Origin of the sequence: Agromyces sp. Marseille-Q5079 (assembly GCF_051016555.1) — a bacterium.
Lineage (GTDB): Bacteria > Actinomycetota > Actinomycetes > Actinomycetales > Microbacteriaceae > Agromyces.
Genome location: NZ_JBPEJF010000002.1, coordinates 386,809 through 408,634 on the forward strand (window position 1 = coordinate 386,809; position 21,826 = coordinate 408,634).

16 protein-coding genes are annotated in these 21,826 nt (G+C 71.8%); 10 read left to right on the top strand and 6 right to left on the bottom strand.

Features of this window, described 5'->3' with window-relative positions; genetic code table 11:
* Positions 1-35 precede the first annotated feature (35 nt).
* The 5 genes from ACR3IO_RS05515 (at position 36) to ACR3IO_RS05535 (ending at position 7,341) form a co-directional block, all read left to right on the top strand.
* Positions 36-1,331, top strand: coding sequence for an extracellular solute-binding protein (locus ACR3IO_RS05515; RefSeq protein WP_434070168.1), 1,296 nt, complete (start codon positions 36-38; stop codon positions 1,329-1,331).
* Between the two features lie 13 nt (positions 1,332-1,344).
* The gene (locus tag ACR3IO_RS05520; RefSeq protein ID WP_434070169.1) at positions 1,345-2,382 is read left to right on the top strand and encodes a carbohydrate ABC transporter permease; all 1,038 of its coding nucleotides are present in this window, start codon (positions 1,345-1,347) and stop codon (positions 2,380-2,382) included.
* Positions 2,379-3,248, top strand: a complete 870-nt coding sequence (locus ACR3IO_RS05525) for a carbohydrate ABC transporter permease (protein WP_434070170.1) — start codon at positions 2,379-2,381, stop codon at positions 3,246-3,248. Before ACR3IO_RS05520 ends, ACR3IO_RS05525 begins: the two co-directional genes overlap by 4 nt.
* 68 nt (positions 3,249-3,316) lie before the next feature.
* Complete coding sequence (locus ACR3IO_RS05530; protein WP_434070568.1) at positions 3,317-5,683, top strand: beta-glucosidase family protein; 2,367 nt, start codon at positions 3,317-3,319, stop codon at positions 5,681-5,683.
* Positions 5,680-7,341: a family 43 glycosylhydrolase gene (locus tag ACR3IO_RS05535; RefSeq protein ID WP_434070171.1), complete on the top strand. Its 1,662-nt coding sequence runs from the start codon at positions 5,680-5,682 to the stop codon at positions 7,339-7,341. The genes ACR3IO_RS05530 and ACR3IO_RS05535 overlap by 4 nt, the downstream gene beginning before the upstream one ends.
* 74 nt (positions 7,342-7,415) lie before the next feature.
* Here ACR3IO_RS05535 and ACR3IO_RS05540 read toward each other — a convergent pair whose 3' ends face one another.
* The gene (locus ACR3IO_RS05540) at positions 7,416-8,447 is read right to left on the bottom strand and encodes a LacI family DNA-binding transcriptional regulator (RefSeq protein ID WP_434070172.1); all 1,032 of its coding nucleotides are present in this window, start codon (positions 8,445-8,447) and stop codon (positions 7,416-7,418) included.
* Between the two features lie 112 nt (positions 8,448-8,559).
* Between ACR3IO_RS05540 and xylA the strand changes: the two genes are divergently transcribed.
* The 5 genes from xylA (at position 8,560) to ACR3IO_RS05565 (ending at position 14,783) form a co-directional block, all read left to right on the top strand.
* Positions 8,560-9,750, top strand: coding sequence for a xylose isomerase (xylA, locus tag ACR3IO_RS05545; RefSeq protein ID WP_434070173.1), 1,191 nt, complete (start codon positions 8,560-8,562; stop codon positions 9,748-9,750).
* 162 nt (positions 9,751-9,912) lie between these two features.
* Positions 9,913-11,367 (top strand): xylulokinase, encoded by a 1,455-nt coding sequence (gene xylB / locus ACR3IO_RS05550; protein ID WP_434070174.1) that lies wholly within the window; start codon positions 9,913-9,915, stop codon positions 11,365-11,367.
* 200 nt (positions 11,368-11,567) lie between these two features.
* Positions 11,568-12,626, top strand: a complete 1,059-nt coding sequence (locus tag ACR3IO_RS05555; protein WP_434070175.1) for a sugar ABC transporter substrate-binding protein — start codon at positions 11,568-11,570, stop codon at positions 12,624-12,626.
* Positions 12,627-12,738: 112 nt separating this feature from the next.
* Positions 12,739-13,491, top strand: coding sequence for an ATP-binding cassette domain-containing protein (locus ACR3IO_RS05560; protein ID WP_434070176.1), 753 nt, complete (start codon positions 12,739-12,741; stop codon positions 13,489-13,491).
* Positions 13,488-14,783 (top strand): sugar ABC transporter permease, encoded by a 1,296-nt coding sequence (locus tag ACR3IO_RS05565; protein WP_434070177.1) that lies wholly within the window; start codon positions 13,488-13,490, stop codon positions 14,781-14,783. Before ACR3IO_RS05560 ends, ACR3IO_RS05565 begins: the two co-directional genes overlap by 4 nt.
* A gap of 146 nt (positions 14,784-14,929) precedes the next feature.
* Here ACR3IO_RS05565 and ACR3IO_RS05570 read toward each other — a convergent pair whose 3' ends face one another.
* The 5 genes from ACR3IO_RS05570 to ACR3IO_RS05590 all read right to left on the bottom strand — a co-directional run bounded on the left by ACR3IO_RS05570 (position 14,930) and on the right by ACR3IO_RS05590 (position 21,820).
* Entirely contained in the window at positions 14,930-16,024 is a 1,095-nt protein-coding gene (locus ACR3IO_RS05570) for a glycerate kinase (RefSeq protein ID WP_434070569.1), read from the bottom strand.
* 2 nt (positions 16,025-16,026) lie between these two features.
* The gene (locus ACR3IO_RS05575) at positions 16,027-18,033 is read right to left on the bottom strand and encodes a beta-galactosidase (RefSeq protein WP_434070178.1); all 2,007 of its coding nucleotides are present in this window, start codon (positions 18,031-18,033) and stop codon (positions 16,027-16,029) included.
* A gap of 39 nt (positions 18,034-18,072) precedes the next feature.
* Positions 18,073-19,785 (bottom strand): FAD-dependent oxidoreductase, encoded by a 1,713-nt coding sequence (locus tag ACR3IO_RS05580; protein WP_434070179.1) that lies wholly within the window; start codon positions 19,783-19,785, stop codon positions 18,073-18,075.
* A 140-nt stretch (positions 19,786-19,925) separates the two neighbouring features.
* Complete coding sequence (locus ACR3IO_RS05585) at positions 19,926-21,128, bottom strand: alpha-L-fucosidase (RefSeq protein ID WP_434070180.1); 1,203 nt, start codon at positions 21,126-21,128, stop codon at positions 19,926-19,928.
* A complete protein-coding gene (locus ACR3IO_RS05590) occupies positions 21,125-21,820 on the bottom strand; it encodes a hypothetical protein (RefSeq protein WP_434070181.1) in 696 nt (231 codons plus the stop codon). The genes ACR3IO_RS05585 and ACR3IO_RS05590 overlap by 4 nt, the downstream gene beginning before the upstream one ends.
* Between the last annotated feature and the right edge of the window lie 6 nt (positions 21,821-21,826).

Below are 21,826 nucleotides of genomic sequence, written 5' to 3' on the forward strand. Positions count from 1 at the left end.
CGGCGTTGAGGCCGAAACTTTCGAGAGGTTCAATGATGAACAGACGACGCATCGGCAGGTTCACCGCCATCAGCGCCGCAGCAGCACTGGCCGTCGGGGCGTTGGCAGGATGCAGCGCCGGCGGCGGGGAGTCCAGCGACGGGGACGTGTCCCTCACGTTCTGGCACAACTCCACCACGGGTGACGGCAAGGCCTATTGGGAGGCGACCGCGGCCGCCTTCGAGGAGGCGAACCCGGGCGTGACCATCGACATCCAGGCCATCCAGAACGAGGACATGGACGGCAAGCTCCAGACCGCCCTCAACTCGGGCGACGCTCCCGACATCTTCATGGCCCGCGGCGGCGGCAAGCTCGCGGCCGTCGTCGAGGCCGGCCAGGCGCAGGACCTCAGCTCCGCGCTCTCCGACGAGACGAAGACCGCCCTCGGCGAGGGCGCCCTCTCGGCGTTCACGGTCGACGACAAGCTCTACGGCGTCCCGTCCTCGGTGCTGCCCGGCGGCATCTACTACAGCAAGGACCTGTTCGAGCAGGCCGGCATCACCGAGACGCCGACCACCTTCGACGAACTGGGCGACGCCGTCGACAAGCTCAAGGCCGCCGGCATCGACCCCATCGCGCTCGGCGCGAAGGACGCCTGGCCGGCCGCGCACTGGTTCTACTTCTTCGCGCTCCGCGAGTGCGGCCAGGACGTGATCACCGGCCTCACCGAAGACCCGAGCTTCTCCGACGAGTGCTGGCTGCGCGCCGGCGAGGACCTCGAGGACTTCGCGGGCATCGAGCCGTTCAACCAGGGCTTCCTCACCACCACCGCGCAGCAGGGCGCCGGCTCCTCCGCCGGCCTCGTCGCGAACCACAAGGCCGCGATGGAGCTCATGGGCGCCTGGGACCCCGGAGTGATCGCCTCGCTCACGCCCGACGAGAAGCCCCTGGCCGACCTCGGCTGGTTCCCGTTCCCGGCCGTCGACGGCGGTGACGGCGAGGCCGGCGCGATGATGGGCGGCGTCGACGGCTTCTCGTGCTACGTCGAGGCTCCGAAGGAGTGCGGCGAGTTCCTCGAGTTCGCCTCGCAGAAGGAATACCAGGAGGGCTACGCGAACGCCTTCGTCACGCTCCCGGCCAACAAGGACGCCCAGGGCGTCGTGACCGACCCTGCCCTGCAGGAGGTGCTCGCGTCCGTCAACGAGGCTCCGTACGTCTCGGTCTGGCTCGACACGCTCCTCGGCCAGAACGTCGGCAACGCCCTGAACGTGGGCGTCGTGGACCTGCTCGCCGGCAAGGGCTCGCCCCAGGGCATCGTCGACGCGGTCGACGACGCGATCAAGAAGGGCTGAGGCCGAGAACATCATGAGCGTTCGCACCAACTCTCCCGCCGAGGGACGAGTCGACGCGGACGACGTCACGGCCGGAGGCGGCACGCCGTCTCCGGCCGCCGGCCGGGTCGTCGCGACGTCGCCCGGCGCCCGACGTCGCCCCCGTCGAGACCTCCTCAAGACGTTCGAGATCGCCGTGCTCGTGGGCCCGGCGCTCCTCGTCTTCCTCGCCTTCGTCATCTTCCCTGTCGTCATGGCCGGCTACTACGGCTTCTTCCGGTGGAAGGGCTTCGGACCGCCCACCGACTTCATCGGCCTGCAGAACTACGTCACGATCTTCCAGGACCCCTCGTTCCACGAGGCGGTCGCGCACAACGCGATCATCGTCGTCATGTCGCTCGTGCTGCAGGGACCCGCCGCGCTCCTGCTCGCCCTGCTCCTGAACCGCCCGATGCGCGGCCAGTCCGCGATCCGCGTGCTCATCTTCGTGCCGTACGTGATCGCCGAGGTCGTGGTGGGCACGGGCTGGAGCCTCATGCTCCAGAGCGAGGGCGCGCTGAACGGCCTCCTCGAGAAGGTGGGCCTCGGCGCCTTCACCCAGGACTGGCTCGCCGATCCCGGCATCGCCATGTGGACCCTGCTCGGCATCATCACCTGGAAGTACATCGGCTTCGCCGTGATCCTCTTCCTCGCCGGCCTCCAGGGCATCCCCCAGGAGCTCACCGAGGCGGCCCAGATCGACGGCGCCTCCTACTGGCAGATCCAGCGTCGCATCACGCTGCCGCTGCTCGGCCCGACCCTGCGCATCTGGGCGTTCCTGTCGATCATCGGTTCGCTGCAGCTGTTCGACCTCGTCTACATCATCTGGGGGCAGTACGTCGCCTCGACGGCGGGCACCTCGACGATGGCGACGTACATGGTCGCGAACGGCCGCAACGCCGGCAACTACGGCTACGGCAACGCCGTCGCCGTGGTGCTCTTCCTCATCTCGCTCGTCGTCGCCCTCGTCTACCAGCGCTTCGTGCTCCGCCGCGACACGGCGGGCGCCCTCACCGAACGGAGCGAGCGTTGACCGCCTCGACCATCGCCATCCCCCGGGCCCGCCGGCCCCGCAACGGCCGGCTCCCCTGGGGCAGCCCCACCATCTACTTCGTGGGCTTCATCGTCATCGCCCTGATGCTCGCCCCGATCGCGTACATCATCATCGGCGGCTTCCGCACGAACTCCCAGATCACGACCGACCCCTCGGCGCTGCCCGCACCGTGGGTGTTCACGAACTACGCCGACGTGCTCGTGAGCACCACGTTCTGGGGCGAGGTGCTGAATTCGACGGTCGCCGCGGTCGTCACGACCGTGGGCGTCGTCGCGCTCGGCCTCATGGCCAGCTACGTGCTCGCGCGCTACCGCTTCAAGGCCCGCGGGCTGCTCTACGCAGTGTTCGCGGCCGGGCTCATGTTCCCGATGACGGTCGCCATCACGCCGCTCTACCTCGTGGTGCGCAACCTCGGCCTGATGAACTCGCTCGGCGGCATCATCCTGCCGCAGATCGCGTTCGCGCTGCCGACGACGATCATCATCCTCGTGCCGTTCCTCCGGGCGATCCCCGACGAGATCGAGGAGGCCGCCTCGATCGACGGATGCTCGCGCCTCGGCTTCTTCTGGCGGATGGTGCTGCCCCTGGCCCTGCCCGGCGTCATCACGGTCGGCATCCTCGCGTTCATCGCGAGCTGGAACAGCTACATCCTGCCGCTGTTCATCCTGAACAACGAGGCGGCCTTCACGCTGCCGCTCGGCGTGCAGGCGTTCGCGTCGCAGTACTCCGTCGACACGGCGAAGGTGCTCGCCTTCACCTCGTTGTCGATGATCCCGGCGCTGATCTTCTTCAGCATCTTCGAACGCCGCATCGTCGGCGGCCTCACCGGGGCGGTCAAGGGATGACCGAGCCCACGACGGATGCAACGACCGAGACCGAGACCGAGACCGAGACCGAGACGACGGATGCCCCGATGACCGATGCCACGACGACGACCACGAGGACGGATGCCGCAGCGGATGCCCCGTGGCGCGACCTGTCGCTGACGGCCGCCGCGCGCGCGACCGCCCTCATCGCCGAGCTCACCCTCGAGGAGAAGATCGCCCAGCTGTACGGCATCTGGATCGGCGCCTCCGACGACGGCGACGACGTCGCCCCGCACCAGCACGAGATGAGCGGCGACGTCGACCTCGACGCGCTGCTGCCCAAGGGGCTCGGGCAGATCACGCGGGCCTTCGGCACGGCGCCGGTCGATCCGGCCCTCGGGGCGCAGTCGCTCGCCCGGCTGCAGGAGCGCATCGTCGCGTCGAGCCGCTTCGGCATCCCGGCGCTCGTGCACGAGGAGTGCCTCGCCGGCTTCGCGGCGTACGGCGCGACCGCCTATCCGGTGCCCCTGTCGTGGGCCGCGACGTTCGATCCCGACCTCATCGAGCGGATGTCGCGCCGCATCGGCGACGACATGCGCTCGGTCGGCGTGCACCAGGGGCTGGCACCCGTGCTCGACGTCGTGCGCGACGCCCGATGGGGCCGCGTCGAGGAGACGATGGGCGAGGACCCGTACCTGGTGGGCAGCGTCGGCACCGCGTACGTGCGCGGGCTCGAGGCATCCGGGATCGTGGCGACCCTCAAGCACTTCGTCGGGTACTCGGCGTCGAGAGCGGGCCGCAACCTGGCGCCCGTGTCGGTCGGCGCCCGCGAGGTCGCCGACGTGCTGCTGCCCCCGTTCGAGATGGTCGTGCGCGAGGCGAAGCCGCGATCGGTGATGAACGCGTACACCGATCTCGACGGCGTGCCCACGGCCGCCGACCGCGAGCTGCTCACGGGCCTGCTGCGCGAGACCTGGGGCTTCGAGGGCACGGTGGTCGCCGACTACTTCTCGGTCGCCTTCCTCCAGACACTGCACGGCACGGCCGGCGACCTCGGCGATGCCGCCGCCGCAGCGCTCGAGGCGGGCATCGACGTGGAGCTGCCCACGGTGCACGCGTTCGGCGAACCGCTCGTGCGCGCCGTCGCCGACGGTCGCCTCGACGAGCAGGTCATCGATCGAGCGCTCCTCCGCGTGCTCGTGCAGAAGGTCGAGATCGGCCTGCTCGACGACCCTGCCGCGCCGGCGGCCGCCACCGCGTCGAAGGGCGCCGTCGACCTCGACCCGGTCGAGAACCGCGCCCTCGCGCGTCGCATCGCCGAGGAGGCGATCGTGCTGCTCCGCAATGACGGGACCCTGCCGCTGGCCGCGCCCCGGCGGATCGCCGTGGTCGGTCCGACCGCCGACGACCCGCTCGCGGTGCTCGGCTGCTACGCCTTCCCGACCCATGTCGGCGTGCACCACCCCAAGAGCGGACTCGGCATCGAGCTGCCGACCCTCGTCGAGGCGCTGCGCGCCGAGTTCCCCGACGCCGAGATCACCGTGGCGCGGGGCACGTCGATCGACGGCGGCGAGACCGACGGCATCGCGGTAGCGGTCGAGCTCGCGGCATCCGCCGACGTGGTCGTGCTCGCGCTCGGCGACCGGGCCGGCCTGTTCGGCCGGGGCACGAGCGGCGAGGGCTGCGACGCCGAGACGCTCGACCTGCCGGGTGCGCAGGGCGCCCTGCTGGAGGCGGTGCTCGATGCCGGCACGCCGACCGTGCTCACGCTGCTCGCCGGCCGACCGTACGTGCTCGGCACGGCGCCCGAGCGCGCCGCCGGCATCGTGCAGGCGTTCTTCCCGGGCGAGGAGGGCACCCGCGCGCTCGCGGCCATCCTCGCGGGCCGCGTGAACCCGAGCGGGCGCCTGCCCGTCAGCGTGCCGGCCACGCCGGGCGCGCAGCCGTCGACGTACCTGGCGTCGACGCTGGCCCGCCGCAGCGAGGTCTCGAACATCGACCCGACCGCGCGCTACCCGTTCGGCCACGGGATCGGATACGCCTCGTTCGCGTGGAGCGACCTGCTCGTCGAGTCGGGCGAGGCGACCACCGAGGGGGCGGTGCGGATGTCGCTGACGGTCCGGAACACCGGCGACCGCGCGGGCGCCGAGATCGTGCAGCTCTACTTGCACGACCCGGTGGCCTCGGTCGTGCGGCCGGTGCGCCGGCTCATCGGATTCCGGCGCGTCGAGCTCGAGCCCGGGGCATCCGTGCACCTCGACGTGGAGGTGCCGGCGGACCTCGCGGCCTTCACCGGACGCGACGGGCTCCGCATCGTCGAGCCCGGCACGCTCGTGCTCGGCTTCGGGAGGTCGAGCGCCGACCTGCCGCTCGAGGCGACGGTCGAGCTCACGGGGCCGGTGCGGGTGGTCGACCACACCCGCGCGCTGCATCCGACCTGGACCGTCGTTCCGGCAGGAGCCGACGCACGGTGACCGCGGCGCGCAACCCGGTGCTGCCCGGGTTCCATCCTGATCCGAGCATCTGCCGGGTCGGCGACGAGTTCTTCGTGGTGACCTCGACCTTCGAGTACTTCCCCGGGCTGCCCGTGCATCGCTCGCGCGATCTCGTCTCGTGGGAGCTCGTGGGGCATGCGGTGCATCGCGAGGAACAGCTCGACCTGTCGACGGTGGCGGCCTCGGGTGGCCTGTTCGCGCCGACGATCCGCCACCACGACGGGCGATTCCTCGTCGCCTGCACCCTCGTCGGCGGCGAGGGCCGGCAGGGCAGCTTCGTGCTGACCGCGACGGACCCGGCCGGGCCATGGTCGGATCCGGCCTGGATCGAGGATGCCCCGGGCATCGACCCGTCGATCCTCTTCGACGACGACGGGCGGGCCTGGTGGTGCGGCACGCGGCTCGCCGATCCCGGCGACTGGCCCGAGCAGACCGAGGTATGGGTGCGCGAACTCGACCTCGCCACGATGTCGCTCGTCGGCGAGGAGCACGTCGTCTGGCACGGCGCGGTCGAGGGCGCCGTCTGGGCCGAGGGACCGCACCTCTACCGGGATGGCGACGGGGTGCTGCTGCTCGCCAGCGAGGGCGGAACGGAGCGCCACCATGCCGTGAGCGCGGCGCGCGGCGCGAGTCCGGCCGGGCCCTTCACCGGGTCGCGGGCGAACCCGCTGCTCACCCATCGCCATCTCGGCGGCGACGTGGGCGTGGCCAACGTCGGTCACGCCGACCTCGTCGACGACGGACGCGGCGGCTGGTGGGCGACGGTGCTCGCGACGAGGCGGCTCCCCCTCGACGGCGCTCGCGCCGACGCCCTGCAGGGTCGTGAGGCCTGGCTGGTGCCCGTCGTCTTCGAAGACGGCTGGCCCGTGTTCGCCCCGGGGTCCGGACGGCTGGCCGACGAGGTCGAGGTGCCGTGGGCCGACGAGGTCGAGGTGCCGTGGGCCGACGCGCAGGCTTCCGGTGCGACCACGCTCGTCGACGACTTCGACGGGCCGTCGCTGCATCCCGAACTGCTGACCGTGCGCACCGCGCCGGGCAAATCCAGGGCGCAGCTCGGCGAGCGGCCGGGGCACCTGCGCCTGCACGCCGTCTCGGGCAGCCTCGCCGAGGTGGCCCCGCACGCCTTCGCCGGCTTCCGGTTGGAGCAGCCGTCCGCCACGCTGTCGACCGTCATCGAGGCACCGGATGCCGCGACCTCCGGGCTGCTCGCCGGCCTCGCACTGCGCCTCTCCGAGCGTCGGCACGTGACTTTCGGGGTGCGGGTGGGCGCGAGCGGGCGCGTCGTGGAGCTCGTGCTCCACGTCGACGGCGAGGACCGCCTGCTCGGGCACGCCGACGCGCCCGAGGGGCCGGTCGAGCTCGCCCTCGAGATCGACGGCTTCGACGCGATCGCCCGATACGGGCCGGGCGAACGGGATGCGCGCGATGAACCCGGCCTCGGCGAGCGCCCCGGCACGGTGCTCGGCACGGTCGTCGCCACCGTCGACCTCGCTCCGCTCAGCCCGAGTCGCGGCGGAGGCTTCGTCGGGGTCGTCGGCGGCGTGTTCGCCGTCGACGGGTCCGCGCCCGGCACGCGCGACGAGCGCGCCTCGGCCTGGGTCGACGTCGACCTGCTGAGCCTGGTGCACGCGCCCTGACGACACCTCGACCGGCGACCGTCGCCACGACGCGAGCACGGCCGCACCGGAACGCAGTCGGGCGGGCAGCGCGCCTACGCGGCCGGCGGCGCGGTGCTCTCGCGCACGACGAGGTTCGTCGCGAGGTCCATGCGCGGGGTGGACTCGGGCTGCTCGCCGCTCAGGCGGATGGCGAGCCGTGCGGCCTCCTCGCCCATGCGACGCAGGGGCTGGTGCACCGTCGTCAGCGGCGGGCTCACCCACGGGGCGAGCGTGATGTCGTCGTAACCCACGATCGAGAGGTCGCCGGGCACCGTGAGCCCGACCTCGCGTGCCGCGTCGAGCGTGCCGAGCGCCTGCAGGTCGCTGCCGGCGAAGATCGCGGTCGGTCGGCGGTCTGCGGGCAGCGCGAGCAGCTCGCGTGCACGGTCGCGCCCTCCGGCGACCTCGAAGGTGCCGAACCGCACCCAGTCGGGGTCGATCGCGAGTCCGGCGGAGTTCATCGCACTGCGGTATCCGTCGAGCCTGGCCAGGGAGCACATCATGTCCTCGGGGCCGGTGATCGTCGCGATGCGCCGGTGGCCGAGCTCGAGCAGGTGGCGGGTCGCGGCGAGCCCGCCCGACCAGTTCGCCGACCCCACGCTCGGCACATCGGGCGACGGATCGCCGGCGGGATCGACGATCACGAACGAGATCGCGCGGGAGCGGAGCCGCTCGCGGTACTCGGGCGAGAGCTCCGAGAACACGAGGACGACGCCGACGGGGCGACGGCGGATGACGCCCTCGATCCAGTCGGGGGCGGGGGCGTGCCGGTCGCCGCTCACGGTGAGCACGACGCTCAGGCCGTGCTCCTTTGCGACGGCCTCGACCCCGCCGATGATCTCCATCGACCAGATCGGGTCGAGTCCGTGGAAGACGAGCTCGAGCAGCTCGGGGCGGGATTCGGACCGCCCTGCGCCCCGCCGCACGTAGCCGCGCTCGTGGAGCACGCGCTCGATGCGATCCCTCGTCGCCTTCGACACGTCGGTGCGTCCGTTCAGCACCTTGGAGATCGTCGACAGGCTCGAGCCCGTCTCGTCGGCGATCTCGGCGAGGGTGACTCGGTCTCCGTCCGCATCCGTCTTCATGTTTCGAATCCTAATCGCGAAAGTTGCGAAATGGAGGACTTGCGCCGACCGGGTCCCGGGTTTATGTTGTACCTGCCAACAAATCATCGATGACGCTGAAAGGCGGATCTCCATGGCCAGCGCGCCCACCCGCGACGACAAGTTCTCCTTCGGTCTCTGGACGGTCGGGTACAACGGCACCGACCCGTTCGGCGGCCCCACCCGCAAGCCCCTCGACGTCGTGCACGCCGTCGAGAAGCTCTCCGAGCTCGGCGCCTACGGCCTGACGTTCCACGACGACGACCTCTTCGCGTTCGGCTCGAGCGACGCCGAGCGCCAGACGCAGATCGACCGCCTCAAGGGCGCACTCGACGCGACCGGCCTCATCATCCCGATGGTGACCACGAACCTGTTCAGCGCACCCGTCTTCAAGGACGGCGGCTTCACGGCCAACGACCGCGACGTGCGCCGCTTCGCCCTGCGCAAGGTGTTCCGCCAGCTCGACCTCGGCGCCGAGCTCGGCGCCAAGACCTTCGTCATGTGGGGCGGCCGCGAGGGCGCGGAGTACGACTCGGCGAAGGACATCCGCCAGGCGCTCGAGCGCTACCGCGAGGCCGTGAACCTCCTCGGCGACTACGTCACCGACAAGGGCTACGACATCAGGTTCGCGATCGAGCCCAAGCCCAACGAGCCCCGCGGCGACATCCTGCTCCCGACCCTCGGCCACGCGATCGCGTTCATCGACTCGCTCGAGCGTCCCGAACTCGTTGGCCTCAACCCCGAGGTCGGGCACGAGCAGATGGCCGGGCTCAACTTCGCCGCCGGCATCGCCCAGGCGCTGTACCACGGCAAGCTCTTCCACATCGACTTGAACGGCCAGCGCGGCATCAAGTACGACCAGGACCTCGTGTTCGGCCACGGCGACCTGCACAACGCGTTCGCGCTCGTCGACCTGCTCGAGAACGGCGGCCCCGGCGGCGTTCCCGCCTACGAGGGCCCCCGTCACTTCGACTACAAGCCCTCGCGCACCGAAGACGAGAAGGGCGTGTGGGAGTCCGCCGCGGCGAACATGCGCACCTACCTGCTGCTCAAGGAGCGCGCCGCGGCCTTCCGCGCCGACCCCGAGGTGCAGGAGGCGCTCGAGGCCGCGAAGGTCTTCGAGCTGTCGACGCCGACCCTCAACCCCGGCGAGTCCTACGACGAGTTCCTCGCCGACCGCTCGGCCTACGAGGACTTCGACGCCGACGTGTACCTCGGCGGCAAGGGCGGCGGCTTCGTGCGCCTGCAGCAGCTCGCCACCGAGCACCTGCTCGGCGCACGCTGAGCCCACTGCCCGACATGTGCACGCCCCTGATCGCTCGCACCGCGACGGCAGGGGCGTGCCGGGGCCACGCCCGGCGGGTCGTCGACGCGACACGCCGGGCTCCATCGTGAAGATCGAATGAGCCCGGATCACACTGACCGGGCAACCGAGAGGGGGCGGGCGATGCCGCTCGTCGCAGGAGTCGACTCGTCGACGCAGTCGTGCAAGATCGTGATCCGGGATGCCGCGACCGGCGAGCTCGTGCGCTCGGGCCGCGCCCCGCATCCCGACGGCACCGAGGTCGACCCCGCCGCATGGTGGGGCGCGCTGCTCTCGGCCATCGGCGACGCCGGGGGGCTCGACGGCGTCGAGGCGATCTCGATCGGCGGCCAGCAGCACGGCATGGTCGTGCTCGATGCCGACGGCCGCGTCATCCGCGACGCCCTGCTCTGGAACGACACCCGCTCGGCCCAGGCCGCGCTCGACCTGATCGCCGAGGTCGGTGCCGACGAATACGCGGAGCGCACGGGCGTCGTGCCGGTCGCCTCGTTCACGGCGACCAAGCTGCGCTGGCTGCGCGACGCCGAGCCCGAGAACGCCGCCCGGGTCGCCGCCGTGGCGCTCCCCCACGACTGGCTGACCTGGCGCCTGCGCGGCTTCGGCCCGACCGGCGAGTCCGTGCTCGGCCCCGTGCTCGAGGAGCTCGCGACCGATCGCTCCGATGCGAGCGGCACGGCGTACTGGGGCCCCGACGGCTACGATCGCGACCTGTTCGTCCGCGCGCTCGGCCATGACGCCGTGCTGCCGCGCGTGCTCGGCCCGTCCGAGGCCGCGGGCCCCACTCCCGATGGCATCCTCGTGGGCGCCGGCGCCGGCGACAACGCCGCCGCCGCGCTGGGCCTCGACGCGGCATCCGGCGACGTCGTCGTCTCGATCGGCACGAGCGGCACGGTCTTCGCCGTGACGGATGACGCGATCGCCGACGCCACCGGCACGGTCGCCGGGTTCGCCGACGCCACCGGCCGTTCGCTGCCGCTCGTCGCCACGCTCAACGCCGCGAGGGTGCTCGACGCCTTCGCGCGCGTGCTCGGCGTCGACCACGACGCGCTCGGCCGGCTGGCGCTCGAGGCGGAGCCCGGAGCATCCGGCGCCGTGCTCGTGCCCTACTTCGAGGGCGAGCGCACGCCGAACCTGCCCGACGCGACGGCGCGGCTCGAGGGCCTGACGCTCGCGAACACGACCCCGGCGAACCTCGCCAGGGCTGCGATCGAGGGCATGCTCTGCGGACTGGCCGACGGACTCGACGCCGTGACCGGGCAGGGGGTCTCGGTCGACCGGGTGCTGCTGATCGGCGGGGCCGCCCAGAACCCTGCCGTGCGCCGCATCGCGGCGCAGGTCTTCGATGCTGCGATCGTGGTGCCGGCGCCGGGTGAATACGTCGCCGACGGTGCCGCGCGGCAGGCCGCGTGGGCCCTCACGGGGCAACGCCCGGCGTGGCCGATCGAGGTCGTCGAGACCCTTCCGAGCGACCACCGCGGCGCGATCCGCGAGCGCTACGCGCGGGCATCCGCCGGGCGAATCGATTCGACCCCGAACTGGGGTCACGACGCCCGAGAGGAGGCGCATTCGACGATGTGACAGGGCCATCGTGGCCAGCACTGAGGAAGACCGCTTTCCGCCCGTGATGTGACGTGTCACATCCATCCCGGTGTTACCCGATCGTTATCGACACCGGACTACCGCTCCCCTTACAGAGCAGTCAGTATCCTCATGCCGACGTCAGTGCAGACGCGGCAGCAGTGAATGTCCTGCACACTCACCAAGAGAAGGGGAGAACGATGAAGACGTCTTCATTGATCTCGATCACAGCCCTCGCCGGAGTATCGATGCTGATGCTCGCGGGGTGCTCCAGCGGCGGCGACGGCGGCTCGACCGACGAGGCGACCGCGACGCGTGCCTGCGTCATCCTCCCCGATGCGGCATCATCGCCGCGTTGGGAGAACGGCGACCGTCCCGCGCTCGAGAAGGCCATCACCGACGCCGGCTTCGAGGCCGACATCCAGAACGCCCAGGGCGACACCAGCAAGTACGCCACCATCGCCGACCAGCAGCTCAGCAAGGGCTGCGGCGTGATGCTCCTCGTCGACTACAACGGTGCGGCCGTGGCCGTCACGTCCAAGGCGCAGGACCAGGGCATCCCGGTCATCGCATACGACCGTCCGATCGAGGGCGCCGACTACTACGTCTCGTTCGACAACGAGCAGGTCGGAGCGCTCGAGGGCCAGTCGATCCTCGACGGCCTCGAGGCGGCCGGCAAGGACCCGGCCAGCGCGGTCGTGGTCTACATGGGCGGCGACCCCGCCGACGGCAACGCGGCGATGTTCCACGACGGAGCCGTGAGTGTCATGGAGCCCGCCGGCATCAAGCCCGCGCAGGAGCCGCCGGGAGTCTGGGACGGCGACAAGTCGGCGACCAACTTCGAGCAGGCGCTGACCGCGCTCGGCGGCAAGGTCGACGCCGTCTGGGTCGCGAACGACACGAACGCCGCCGGCGTCATCACGATCCTCGACAAGAACGGCCTCACCGTTCCCGTCTCGGGTCAGGACGCCTCGGTCGCCGGCCTGCAGAACGTGCTCCTCGGCAAGCAGACCGCCACGGTCTACAAGCCGTTCGGACTCGAAGCCGACGCCGCGTCGGAGCTCGCCATCAACCTCCTGAACGGCGAGAAGCCCTCGGTCGACAAGCAGCTCGAGGACGGCACGCCGTACATCGCGGTGACGCCGATCCTCGTCGGTCCCGATGACGTGCAGACGGTCGTCGACGACGGCAACGCCGACGCCGCCGAGATCTGCACCGACGACGTGGCCGACGCCTGCGCCGCCCACGGCGTGGGATAGTCCGGTCCGATCCGACGGGAGGCTCCGGGACGAACGCTCGTCCCGGGGTCTCCCGCTCCCGCTTGAGAAGAACACCCCGGGACAGCGCTGTTCCCCAGAGAAAGGACCCGGCATGGACCTGCCGATCATCGAGCTGAAGGGGGTCGTGAAGAGCTTCGGCCCGGTCGAAGTGCTGAAGGGCGTGAACCTCACGGCGTACCCCGGAAAGATCACGGCCCTCGTCGGCGACAACGGCGCCGGCAAGTCGACGCTCATCAAGGGGCTCGCCGGCGTGCAGCCCTACGACGGCGGCGAAGTGCTCTTCAACGGCGAGCCCGTGAACCTGCACAGCCCGCGCGACGCCGGCGCCCTCGGCATCGAGGTCGTCTACCAGGACCTCGCGCTCTGCGACAACCTCGACATCGTGCAGAACATGTTCCTCGGTCGCGAGGAGCTCTCGTCCGGCACGTTCGACGAGGGACGCATGGAGCGCGAGGCGGCCGAGACCCTTCGCCAACTCTCGGTGCGCACGGTCAAGTCCGTGCGCCAGAAGGTCTCCTCACTGTCGGGCGGTCAGCGCCAGACCGTGGCGATCGCGCGATCGGTGTTGAAGAAGGCCAAGGTCGTCATCCTCGACGAGCCCACCGCCGCCCTCGGCGTCGCGCAGACCGCGCAGGTGCTCGCCCTCGTGAAGCGCCTCGCCGAGCAGGGCGTCTCGGTGATCATCATCAGCCACAACCTGGTCGACGTCTTCGAGGTCGCCGACGACATCAACGTGCTCTACCTCGGCCAGATGGTGGCCTCCGTCAAGACGAGCGAGACGAACAACGAGGACGTCATCGGCTACATCACCGGTGCCAAGACCTACGAGGAGACCCCCGCATGAGCGCGCCGAAGAGCAGTGCGCCCCCGACCGATTCCACGACCGCCCTGTCCGCGCTCAGCACCGAGCAGCTGATCGGCAGCGGACAGGAGGGCGGCCTGATGGACCAGGTCCGCGCCTGGGTCCAACGGGTGCGCGGCGGCGATATGGGGGCGCTGCCCGCCATCGCCGGCTTCGTCGTGCTCAGCATCCTGTTCACGGCGCTCAGCCCGTTCTTCTTCACCGAGCGCAACTTCGCGAACCTGCTGACGCAGGCCGCCACCCTCGTCATGCTCGGCATGGCGCTCGTGTTCGTGCTGCTGCTCGGCGAGATCGACCTGTCGGCCGGCGTCACCGCGGGCCTGGCGATGGTCATCTTCGTGGTGCTCGTCGCAGTCGTGAACCTCAACTGGATCCTGGCGCTCGCGATCGCGTTCCTCACGGGCATCGCGATCGGCACGTTCATCGGCTTCTTCGTCGCGAAGGTCGGCATCCCATCATTCGTGGTGACCCTCGGCCTGTTCCTCGGGTTCCAGGGCCTGGAGCTGATGATCATCGGCGCCGGCGGCCTGTACCGCGTCGAGACGCCCGAGATCCTCGCCATCCAGAACAGCACGATGCCGCCGTGGGCGGGCTGGGTGATGATCCTCGTCATGCTCGCCATCTCGGCGACGATGTCGTTCATCGACCGCTCGCGCCGCACCCGCGCCGGGGTCCCCAACCGCACGATCGCCCTCGTCTGGGCGAAGCTCATCGCGATCGCGGTGCTCGGCGGCATCGTGGTGTTCATCCTCAACCAGAACCGCGGAACCGGGTTCAAGGCCATCGAGGGCGTGCCGATCGTCGTGCCGATCACCCTCGCGATCCTCTGGCTGGGCACGTTCGTGCTCGACCGCACGAAGTTCGGCCGCTACATCTACGCGGTGGGCGGCAACGCCGAGGCCGCGCGACGATCGGGCGTCAAGGTCGCCGCGATCCGCTGGTTCGCGTTCATCGCGTGCTCCTCGCTCGCGGTTGTCGCCGGCCTGTTCAGCATCAGCAAGGTCGGCTCGGTGGATGCCGCAGCCGGCCGTGACATCGTGCTGAGCGGCGTCGCGGCGGCGGTCGTCGGCGGCGTGAGCCTGTTCGGCGGTCGCGGGCGCCTCATCCACGCCGCGATCGGCGCGCTCGTGATCGCCGTGATCACGAACGGCCTCGGCCTGCTGAACCTCCCGGCGGGCGTGAACTACGCGGTCACCGGCGGCGTGCTGATCCTGGCCGCCACGATCGACGCGGTCTCGCGCAAGCGCGCGGGCGGCTCGATCCTGCGGACCTGACGCGATCGTTCCTCCGACGTCGAACGGGCCCGTGCGAATCTCGCGCGGGCCCGTTCGACGTTCCCGGGGTGGTGCGGCCGGTCGGCCTCGGCCTCGGCGTCGGCCTCGGCCACCTCGGCACGCGACACGGCCGGACTCCCGAGCGGTCAGCCGAACCGGCGGGCGAGCACGGCGCCCGCCTCCTCGAGCCAGCGCACACCGTCGGCCATGGCCGCGGCCCCGCCGCCCGCGAGGTCGGTGAGCGAGACGGATGCCGCGAAGCGAACGGGTTCGGCCGTGATCGCCCCGGCGACGAGCGCCACGCCGACCCCGGAGCGTTCGGCGAGGCGCGCGACCTCGGTGGGGGCCTTGCCCGCCTCGGACTGGCCGTCGTACCGGCCCTCGCCCGTGATCACCAGGTCGGCGCCGCCCACGGCCTCGGGCAGGCCGATCGTGCGGGCGATGAGCTCCGCTCCCCCGCCGAGCTCGGCGCCCCACGCGAGCATGGCGAATCCGGTGCCGCCCGCGGCGCCGGTGCCCGGGGCGCCGGCGTCGACACCCGTCTCGGTGTCGACGATCGCAGCCAGGTGCGCGAGGTTCGCCTCGAGCCGGTCGACGGTCGCGGCATCCGCCCCCTTCTGCGGGCCGAAGACCGCGGCGGCGCCGGTCAGTCCGAGCAGCGGGTTCGTCACGTCGCCGAGCACGACGGCACCGCCCGGCGGCAGCGGGCGCAGGCCGCCGAGGTGGGCGCGAGCGAGCAGGGCGAGCCCGCGATTGCCGTGCGGCACGGGGTCGCCCTCGGCATCCGCGAACCGGGCGCCGAGGGCGGCGAGCGCACCGGCGCCGCCGTCGCTCGTGGCGCTGCCGCCGAGGCCGAGCAGGAGACGTTCGACGCCGTGGTCGAGGGCCGCGGCGATCGCCTCGCCGAAGCCCACGGTGTGCGCGTCGAGCGGCTGCAGCGGATCGAGCATCGTGATGCCCGAGGTGGCGGCGAGCTCGACGATGCCGGTGCCGTCGGGCAGCAGCACCCAGCTCGACCGCGCCGGGCGGGAGTCGGGCCCCTGCACCTCGACGGGCATGCGCACGGCGCCCGGCACCGCGGCGAGGAATGCGTCGAGCGTGCCCTCGCCGCCGTCGGCCATCGGCATCTCGACGAGGTCGTCGTCGGGCCGCACGCCCAGCCAGCCGCGGGCGATCGCCGCGGCGGCGTCGGTCGCCTCGACGGTGCCCTTGAACGAGTCGGGGGCGACGACGACGCGCATGCTCACCGCCCCTCGTCGGCGCTGAGCACGAACGCCCAGTCGTATGCGCCGAGCCGGACCCGCTCGACGGTCTCGCCGGTGATCGCGTCGGTTCCGGTGACGGGCACCTCGACCGGCTCGGCCGCCGCGCCGCCGTGGTTCACGAGCGTCAGGAGGCTGCCGCGGCGGGCCGCCTCGATGTGCTCGGGCAGCCCGGCGACGACCGGCTCGACCCCGGCGTCGGCGAGCACGTGGTCGACGACCGCCTGCACGCCGCGCTCGTCGGGCACGGTCGCGAGGTAGCGTGCCGTGCCGTCTCCGGTGCGCCGCACGGTGAGCGCGGGATCGCCGTCGCGGCGGCCTCCGATGAACGAGGCCTCGACCGCGGCATCCGTCACGTGGATCTCCTCGGCGAGCAGCGTGCCGACCGACTCGATGATCGCCGCGCCGCCGAACCGCGCCTCGCGCTCACCCGGAGTCGAGCTCGGCGCGTCGGGTGCCACGAGCGCGCCGAAGTCCTCGAGGCGAACGCCGAACGCCTCGCCGAGCTGCGTCAGGAACCCGCCGACGCGGAACCGGTCGGCCTCGTCGACCACGTCGGTGTACGGACCGGCAAGGAGGTGCCCGCCGCCGCCGACGAACGACGTGAGGGCCGCCGCATCCTCCTCGCGCACGAGGCCCAGGAGCGGCGCGATGACGAGGGCATAGCGGTCGTCGACACGAGCGGCCGGCACGAGGTCGACCTGCACGTGACGGCGGTGCAGCGCGCGGTACCAGCGCTGCACCACGGCGACGTAGTCGAGTCCGTTCATCGGGTGGTCGGATGCCTCGACCGCCCACCAGTTCTCCCAGTCGAAGACGATCGCCACGCGTGCGTCGCGGCCACCGACGGGCAGCTGGGGCAGCTTCGCCAGGTCGGCGCCGAGGGCCGTGACCTCGCGCCACGTGCGGGTGTCGGTGCCGGCGTGCGGCAGCATCGCCGAGTGGAACTTCTCGGCGCCGGCGCGCGACTGGCGCCACTGGAAGAAGAGGATGCCGTCGGCGCCGCGCCCGATCGCCTGCGCGCTGAGCGCGGCCATCTGCCCGGGCGCCTTGGGCGCGTTCGATGGACGCCAGTTGAGCGCGTTCGTCGCCTGCTCCATGAGGTACCAGGGAACGTCGGGCTTGAACGAGCGCACGAGGTCGCGCTGGAACGCGGCCGCCCGGAAGCTCTCGGGGTCGTTCGGGTCCGGGTAGCAGTCGTCGCTGATCAGGTCGAGGTGCGGCGCCCACTGCTCGTAGTTCGCGGGCTTGAACGCGCCCATGAAGTTCGTGGTGATCGGCTGCGTCGCCCCGGCGGCGCGGATGAGGTCGCGCTCCATGAGGTAGCACTCGAGCAGCATGTCGCTCGTGAACCGGTGGTAGTCGAGCACCTGCCCCGGGTTCAGGCTGTAGGGCGCCTTGCGCGGCGGGAACACCTCGTCGAAGGCCTGGTAGCGCTGCGCCCAGAAGTTCGTGCCCCAGGCGACGTTGAGCGCGTCGATGTCTCCGTAGCGGTCGGCCAGCCATCGCCGGAACGCGTCGCGCGCGGCATCGGAGTAGTCCATGTTCAGGTGGCAGCCGTACTCGTTGTTGACGTGCCACATGACGACGGCCGGATGCTGCGCGTAGCGCGCGGCGATCGCGGTCACGAGTTCGCCGGCGAGGCGCCGGTACACGGGCGACGACGGCGCGAACTGCTGGCGGCTGCCGGGCCAGTAGACGGAGCCGTTCTCATCCTGCGGGAGCAGCTCGGGGTAGGCGGCGCTCGCCCACGGCGGCGGCGAGGCGGTGGCCGTGGCGAGGTCGACGGCGATGCCGCCCTCGTGCAGCAGGTCGATCACGCGGTCGAGCCAGGCGAAGTCGAACTCCCCCTCGCGCGGCTGGATGCGCGCCCACGAGAAGATGCCGAGGCTGACCATCGTGACCCCGGCCTCGCGCATGCGCGCGACGTCGTCGGGCCAGATCTCCTCGGGCCACTGCTCGGGGTTGTAGTCGGCGCCGTAGTGCACGTGGGTCCTCCGTCGTTGGCGGGAAAGCGTATTCCTACCTTACCGGGCGCGAGCAGCGCGTGGACGGGGCAGCGCGAGGTACTGGTGCACGAACGCGATCGCCATGCCGCCCTCGCCGACGCCCGCGGCGACGCGCTTGACCGACCCCGAGCGCACGTCGCCGATCGCGAAGACGCCGGGCGTGCTCGACTCGAGCGCGAACGGGCGGCGCTCCTCGGTCCAGGCCCCGGTCGCCGCGGCATCCGGCCCGGTGAGGAGGTAGCCGCGCTCGTCGCGCGCCACGTCGGGCGGCAGCCAACCGGTGACCGCATCGGCACCGATCATCACGAAGACGACGGTGAAGTCGCGGCGGGCGACCTCATCCGTCGTGCGGTCGATCACGTCGACGCCCTCGAGCGCATCCGTGCCGTGGAGTCCGACCACCTCGCTGCGTATCTGCACGCGGATGCCGTCGATGGCGGCGATCTGGTCGATGAGGTAGCGCGACATGCTCGCCTCGAGGGAGGCGCCGCGCACGAGCAGGGTCACCGATCGGGCGTGCCGGGAGAAGAAGATCGCCGCCTGCCCGGCCGAGTTGCCCGCGCCGATGATGGCGACCTCGGCCCCCTTGGCCACGGCCGCGTCGCTGCGCGCGGCGCCGTAGTAGACGCCGTTGCCGAGGTGCCGCTCGACGCCGGCCACCGGCAGGTCGCGCCACTCGACCCCCGTCGCGACGATCACGACCGCGGCGCGCAGGGTCCCACCGCCGTCGAGCACGATGACGTGTCCCTCGGCGTCGGTGCGGATCGCCTCGACGGTGCGGGTCACCACGATCTCGGCGCCGAGTCGCTTCGCCTGCTTGAGCGCACGGCTCGCGAGGTCGTCGCCCGAGATGCCGAACGGGAACCCCGTGTAGTTCTCGATGCGGGTCGACGTGCCGGCCTGGCCGCCGGGTGCGAGCTGCTCGATGATGACGGTGCGCAGGCCCTCGGCGGCGCCGTTCACCGCCGCGGTGAGGCCCGCCGGCCCCGCGCCCAGGATCACGACGTCGTAGCGCGCGGACGCCGGCTCGACGTCGAGCCCGATGGCGATGGCCACCTCGCGCATCGTGGGATCCTCGAGGCGCGCACCGGCGGCGGTCTCGAGCACGGGGTAGGACGCAGCGGGCACGGCGGATGCGGCGGGCTCAGCGGGCGGCGCACCGGGCGCGACCTCGACATCGGATGCGGCCGCGGCCGCGGCATCCAGCGTCACCCGATCGAACGCGACCTGGTTGCGCGTGAGGAAGCGCGCGACGAGGTGCGTCTTCGCGTCGAGCCGCGGGCCGATGAGGCGGATGTCGGTCTCGGGCACCTCGGCGGCGATCGCCTGCAGCGAGTCGAGGTAGCGGCGCGCGAGGGACGCGACCCGTGCCGGCACCGACGGCGCCATGGCCGCGAGCGTGTAGAACGCCGTGACGTCGACCTTGATGATGCGCGAGGCCTGCGACGCGCGTCCGCTCGCGGGGAACGGCGTGCTCAGCGTCATCGGCACCTCGCCGAAGAACTGGCCGGGCTTGCGCGTGCCGATCACGCGTTCCTCGCCGTTCACGATCTTCGTGATCTCGGCGCCGCCCTCGGTCACGACGAAGAGCGCGCGCTCGTCGCCCTCGTGCGCGAAGTACTCGCCCGGCACGAGCTGGATGTCCTCGACCGCCCCGACCAGGTAGCGGAGGGTCTCGTCGGGCAGCGGCGCGAAGATCGGGATCGCCCGCAGCCCGTCGACCGTGATCATGCCGCGATCCCGGCCGCGGTCGCCTCGAGTGGGGTCGTGACCGCTTCCGTCTCTCGCACCCTGCGACCGTATCGACGCGATCGGGCACCGTCAATGCGGGCGGATACCCCCAGATCGCGGGCGCCGGGACGCGCGCGGCATCAGTCCGGCAGCGCCACCACGGTCGCCGGGCGGCCGTCGAGCACCCGAGCAGATGCCGCGGGCCCGTCTGCGATGACCACGACGCCGTCGGGCGTGGCCCACGCGCGCCACCACGCGGCATCCGCCACCTCGACCGCACCCGGATCGAGCGGGCGACGCCCGAGCGTGTGCGGCTTGATCGCGGTCATCCACGGCGCGACGCCCTCGAGGGTTCGGCGCTGCACCGGCGGGATCTCCCCCGCTGCGGAGGGTCCGACGTTCAGCATCAGGCGCCCGCCGCGCGAGACGACGTCGGCGTAGAGGCGGGCGAGCTCGCGCGGGCTCAGCGTGAGCGACTCGTCCTCGACGCGGTTGTAGCCGAACGAGAAGCCGAGGCCGCGGCAGTGCTCCCACCCGGTACCGGTCTCGTGGTCGGTGTCGTGCGCGTACTCGCTCGTGGCGTAGTCGCCGACGGGGGCGCCCCAGCGGTCGTCGACCACGCCGTCGGGCACGGCCTCGCGATAGCGGGCGAGCAGCGCCTCGATCGCGCGCGGCCCCGGCCGCTTGCCCGCATCGGGCCAGTCGATGTCGTTCCAGATCATGTCGGGCGCATACCGCTCGATGAGGTCGACGACGTGCGCGAACGCGTAGTCGTTGTAGTCGGCGTCCTTCGGGCGCTGGAGCTCGATGTCTGCGCTCGAGCGGTGCGGCGGGCCTCCGGCGAACGCCCAGTCGAGGCCACCCGAGTAGTACACGCCGAACCGGATGCCCTCGGCGCGCACGGCCTCGGCGAGCGGGCCGATGAGGTCGCGACGGGGCCCGCGGGCGACGGTCGTGAGGTCGCCGGAGCCGGGTGCGTCCCAGAGTGCGATGCCGTCGTGGTGCTTCGTGGTGGGCACGACGTAGTCGGCGCCGACCGAGCGGAACAGCCGCGCCCAGTCGGCGGGGTCGTACGCCTCGGCCCGCCACGCGTCGAGCAGTGCGTCGTAGGGCGCACCGCCGAACTCACGGGCGTGGTGCTCGGCGGCGGGCGAGCCCTCGATGCGGATCGTGTTGGCGTACCACTCGGCGTACGCGTTGTGCGCGAACCACTCGTCGTCGGGCACCGTGCCGAGCGCACCCGACGGCTCGGCCCAGGCCGGCACCGAGTACGCGCCCCAGTGCACGAAGAAGCCGAGGCTCGCCTCGCGCGCCCAGTCGGGCAGCGGCCGCGCTGCGGTCATGCGTCGAGGTCCGCGCGCAGGGCGTCGTCGTCGAGGTCGCCGTGCCGGCGCCGCGGGCGCTCGGGCACGGCCACGATCGCGAGGGCGATGCAGCCGAGCGCCGGGATGACGAGCGGGAACAGCTGCCACGTGACGACCCCGGCGAAGACCGCGGTCGCGAGCAGGTACGCAGCACCGGCGAGGTCGTCGCGCAGTACAACCGGCACGCCCTTCAGCGCCGCGATCCAGCCGGTCTCGGGCGTCCAGCCACCGGATGCCGTGAACAGGGCGAGCACGAGCGCAGCGAGACCGACCCAGCCGACGACCGCGATGAGCGGCCCGCCGGGCAGGGCGCCCGAGCCGGCGAGGTCGATGTCGAGCACGAGGATGAGCGCGACGACGGCGGATGCCGCGCCGACCGCGGTTCCGCCGAGCAGCGCCGCGCGGACATCGCGCCAGAACCACCCGAGCCCGGAGTCCTCGGCCGTCAGGAATCGACGGAGGTGCCGTACGCCCGCAGCCAGGGCCGCCGGCAGCGTGATGATCGGCAGCGACACGACCGCGATCAGCACGCCGATGACGAGCACCTCGCCGAGCAGTCCGAACGCGCTCTTCGCGCCCGGGAACCGGGCCTGCCCGGCTGCGTCGTCGTGCGTGGGACCACTGCCCGTCGCCGCGGCGTGACGGGCGGCACGTTCGGCTGCTCGCGACATCCGGAA

Excerpts from the sequence above, each read along its gene's own strand:
- ACR3IO_RS05515 (WP_434070168.1), top strand. The coding sequence starts at position 36 with ATGAACAGACGACGCATCGGCAGGTTCACCGCCATCAGCGCCGCAGCA.
- ACR3IO_RS05520 (WP_434070169.1), top strand. The coding sequence starts at position 1,345 with ATGAGCGTTCGCACCAACTCTCCCGCCGAGGGACGAGTCGACGCGGAC.
- ACR3IO_RS05530 (WP_434070568.1), top strand. The coding sequence starts at position 3,317 with ATGACCGATGCCACGACGACGACCACGAGGACGGATGCCGCAGCGGAT.
- ACR3IO_RS05540 (WP_434070172.1), bottom strand. The coding sequence starts at position 8,447 with ATGAAGACGGATGCGGACGGAGACCGAGTCACCCTCGCCGAGATCGCC.
- xylA (WP_434070173.1), top strand. The coding sequence starts at position 8,560 with ATGGCCAGCGCGCCCACCCGCGACGACAAGTTCTCCTTCGGTCTCTGG.
- xylB (WP_434070174.1), top strand. The coding sequence starts at position 9,913 with ATGCCGCTCGTCGCAGGAGTCGACTCGTCGACGCAGTCGTGCAAGATC.
- ACR3IO_RS05555 (WP_434070175.1), top strand. The coding sequence starts at position 11,568 with ATGAAGACGTCTTCATTGATCTCGATCACAGCCCTCGCCGGAGTATCG.
- ACR3IO_RS05560 (WP_434070176.1), top strand. The coding sequence starts at position 12,739 with ATGGACCTGCCGATCATCGAGCTGAAGGGGGTCGTGAAGAGCTTCGGC.
- ACR3IO_RS05565 (WP_434070177.1), top strand. The coding sequence starts at position 13,488 with ATGAGCGCGCCGAAGAGCAGTGCGCCCCCGACCGATTCCACGACCGCC.
- ACR3IO_RS05570 (WP_434070569.1), bottom strand. The coding sequence starts at position 16,024 with ATGCGCGTCGTCGTCGCCCCCGACTCGTTCAAGGGCACCGTCGAGGCG.
- ACR3IO_RS05580 (WP_434070179.1), bottom strand. The coding sequence starts at position 19,785 with ATGATCACGGTCGACGGGCTGCGGGCGATCCCGATCTTCGCGCCGCTG.
- ACR3IO_RS05585 (WP_434070180.1), bottom strand. The coding sequence starts at position 21,128 with ATGACCGCAGCGCGGCCGCTGCCCGACTGGGCGCGCGAGGCGAGCCTC.
- ACR3IO_RS05590 (WP_434070181.1), bottom strand. The coding sequence starts at position 21,820 with ATGTCGCGAGCAGCCGAACGTGCCGCCCGTCACGCCGCGGCGACGGGC.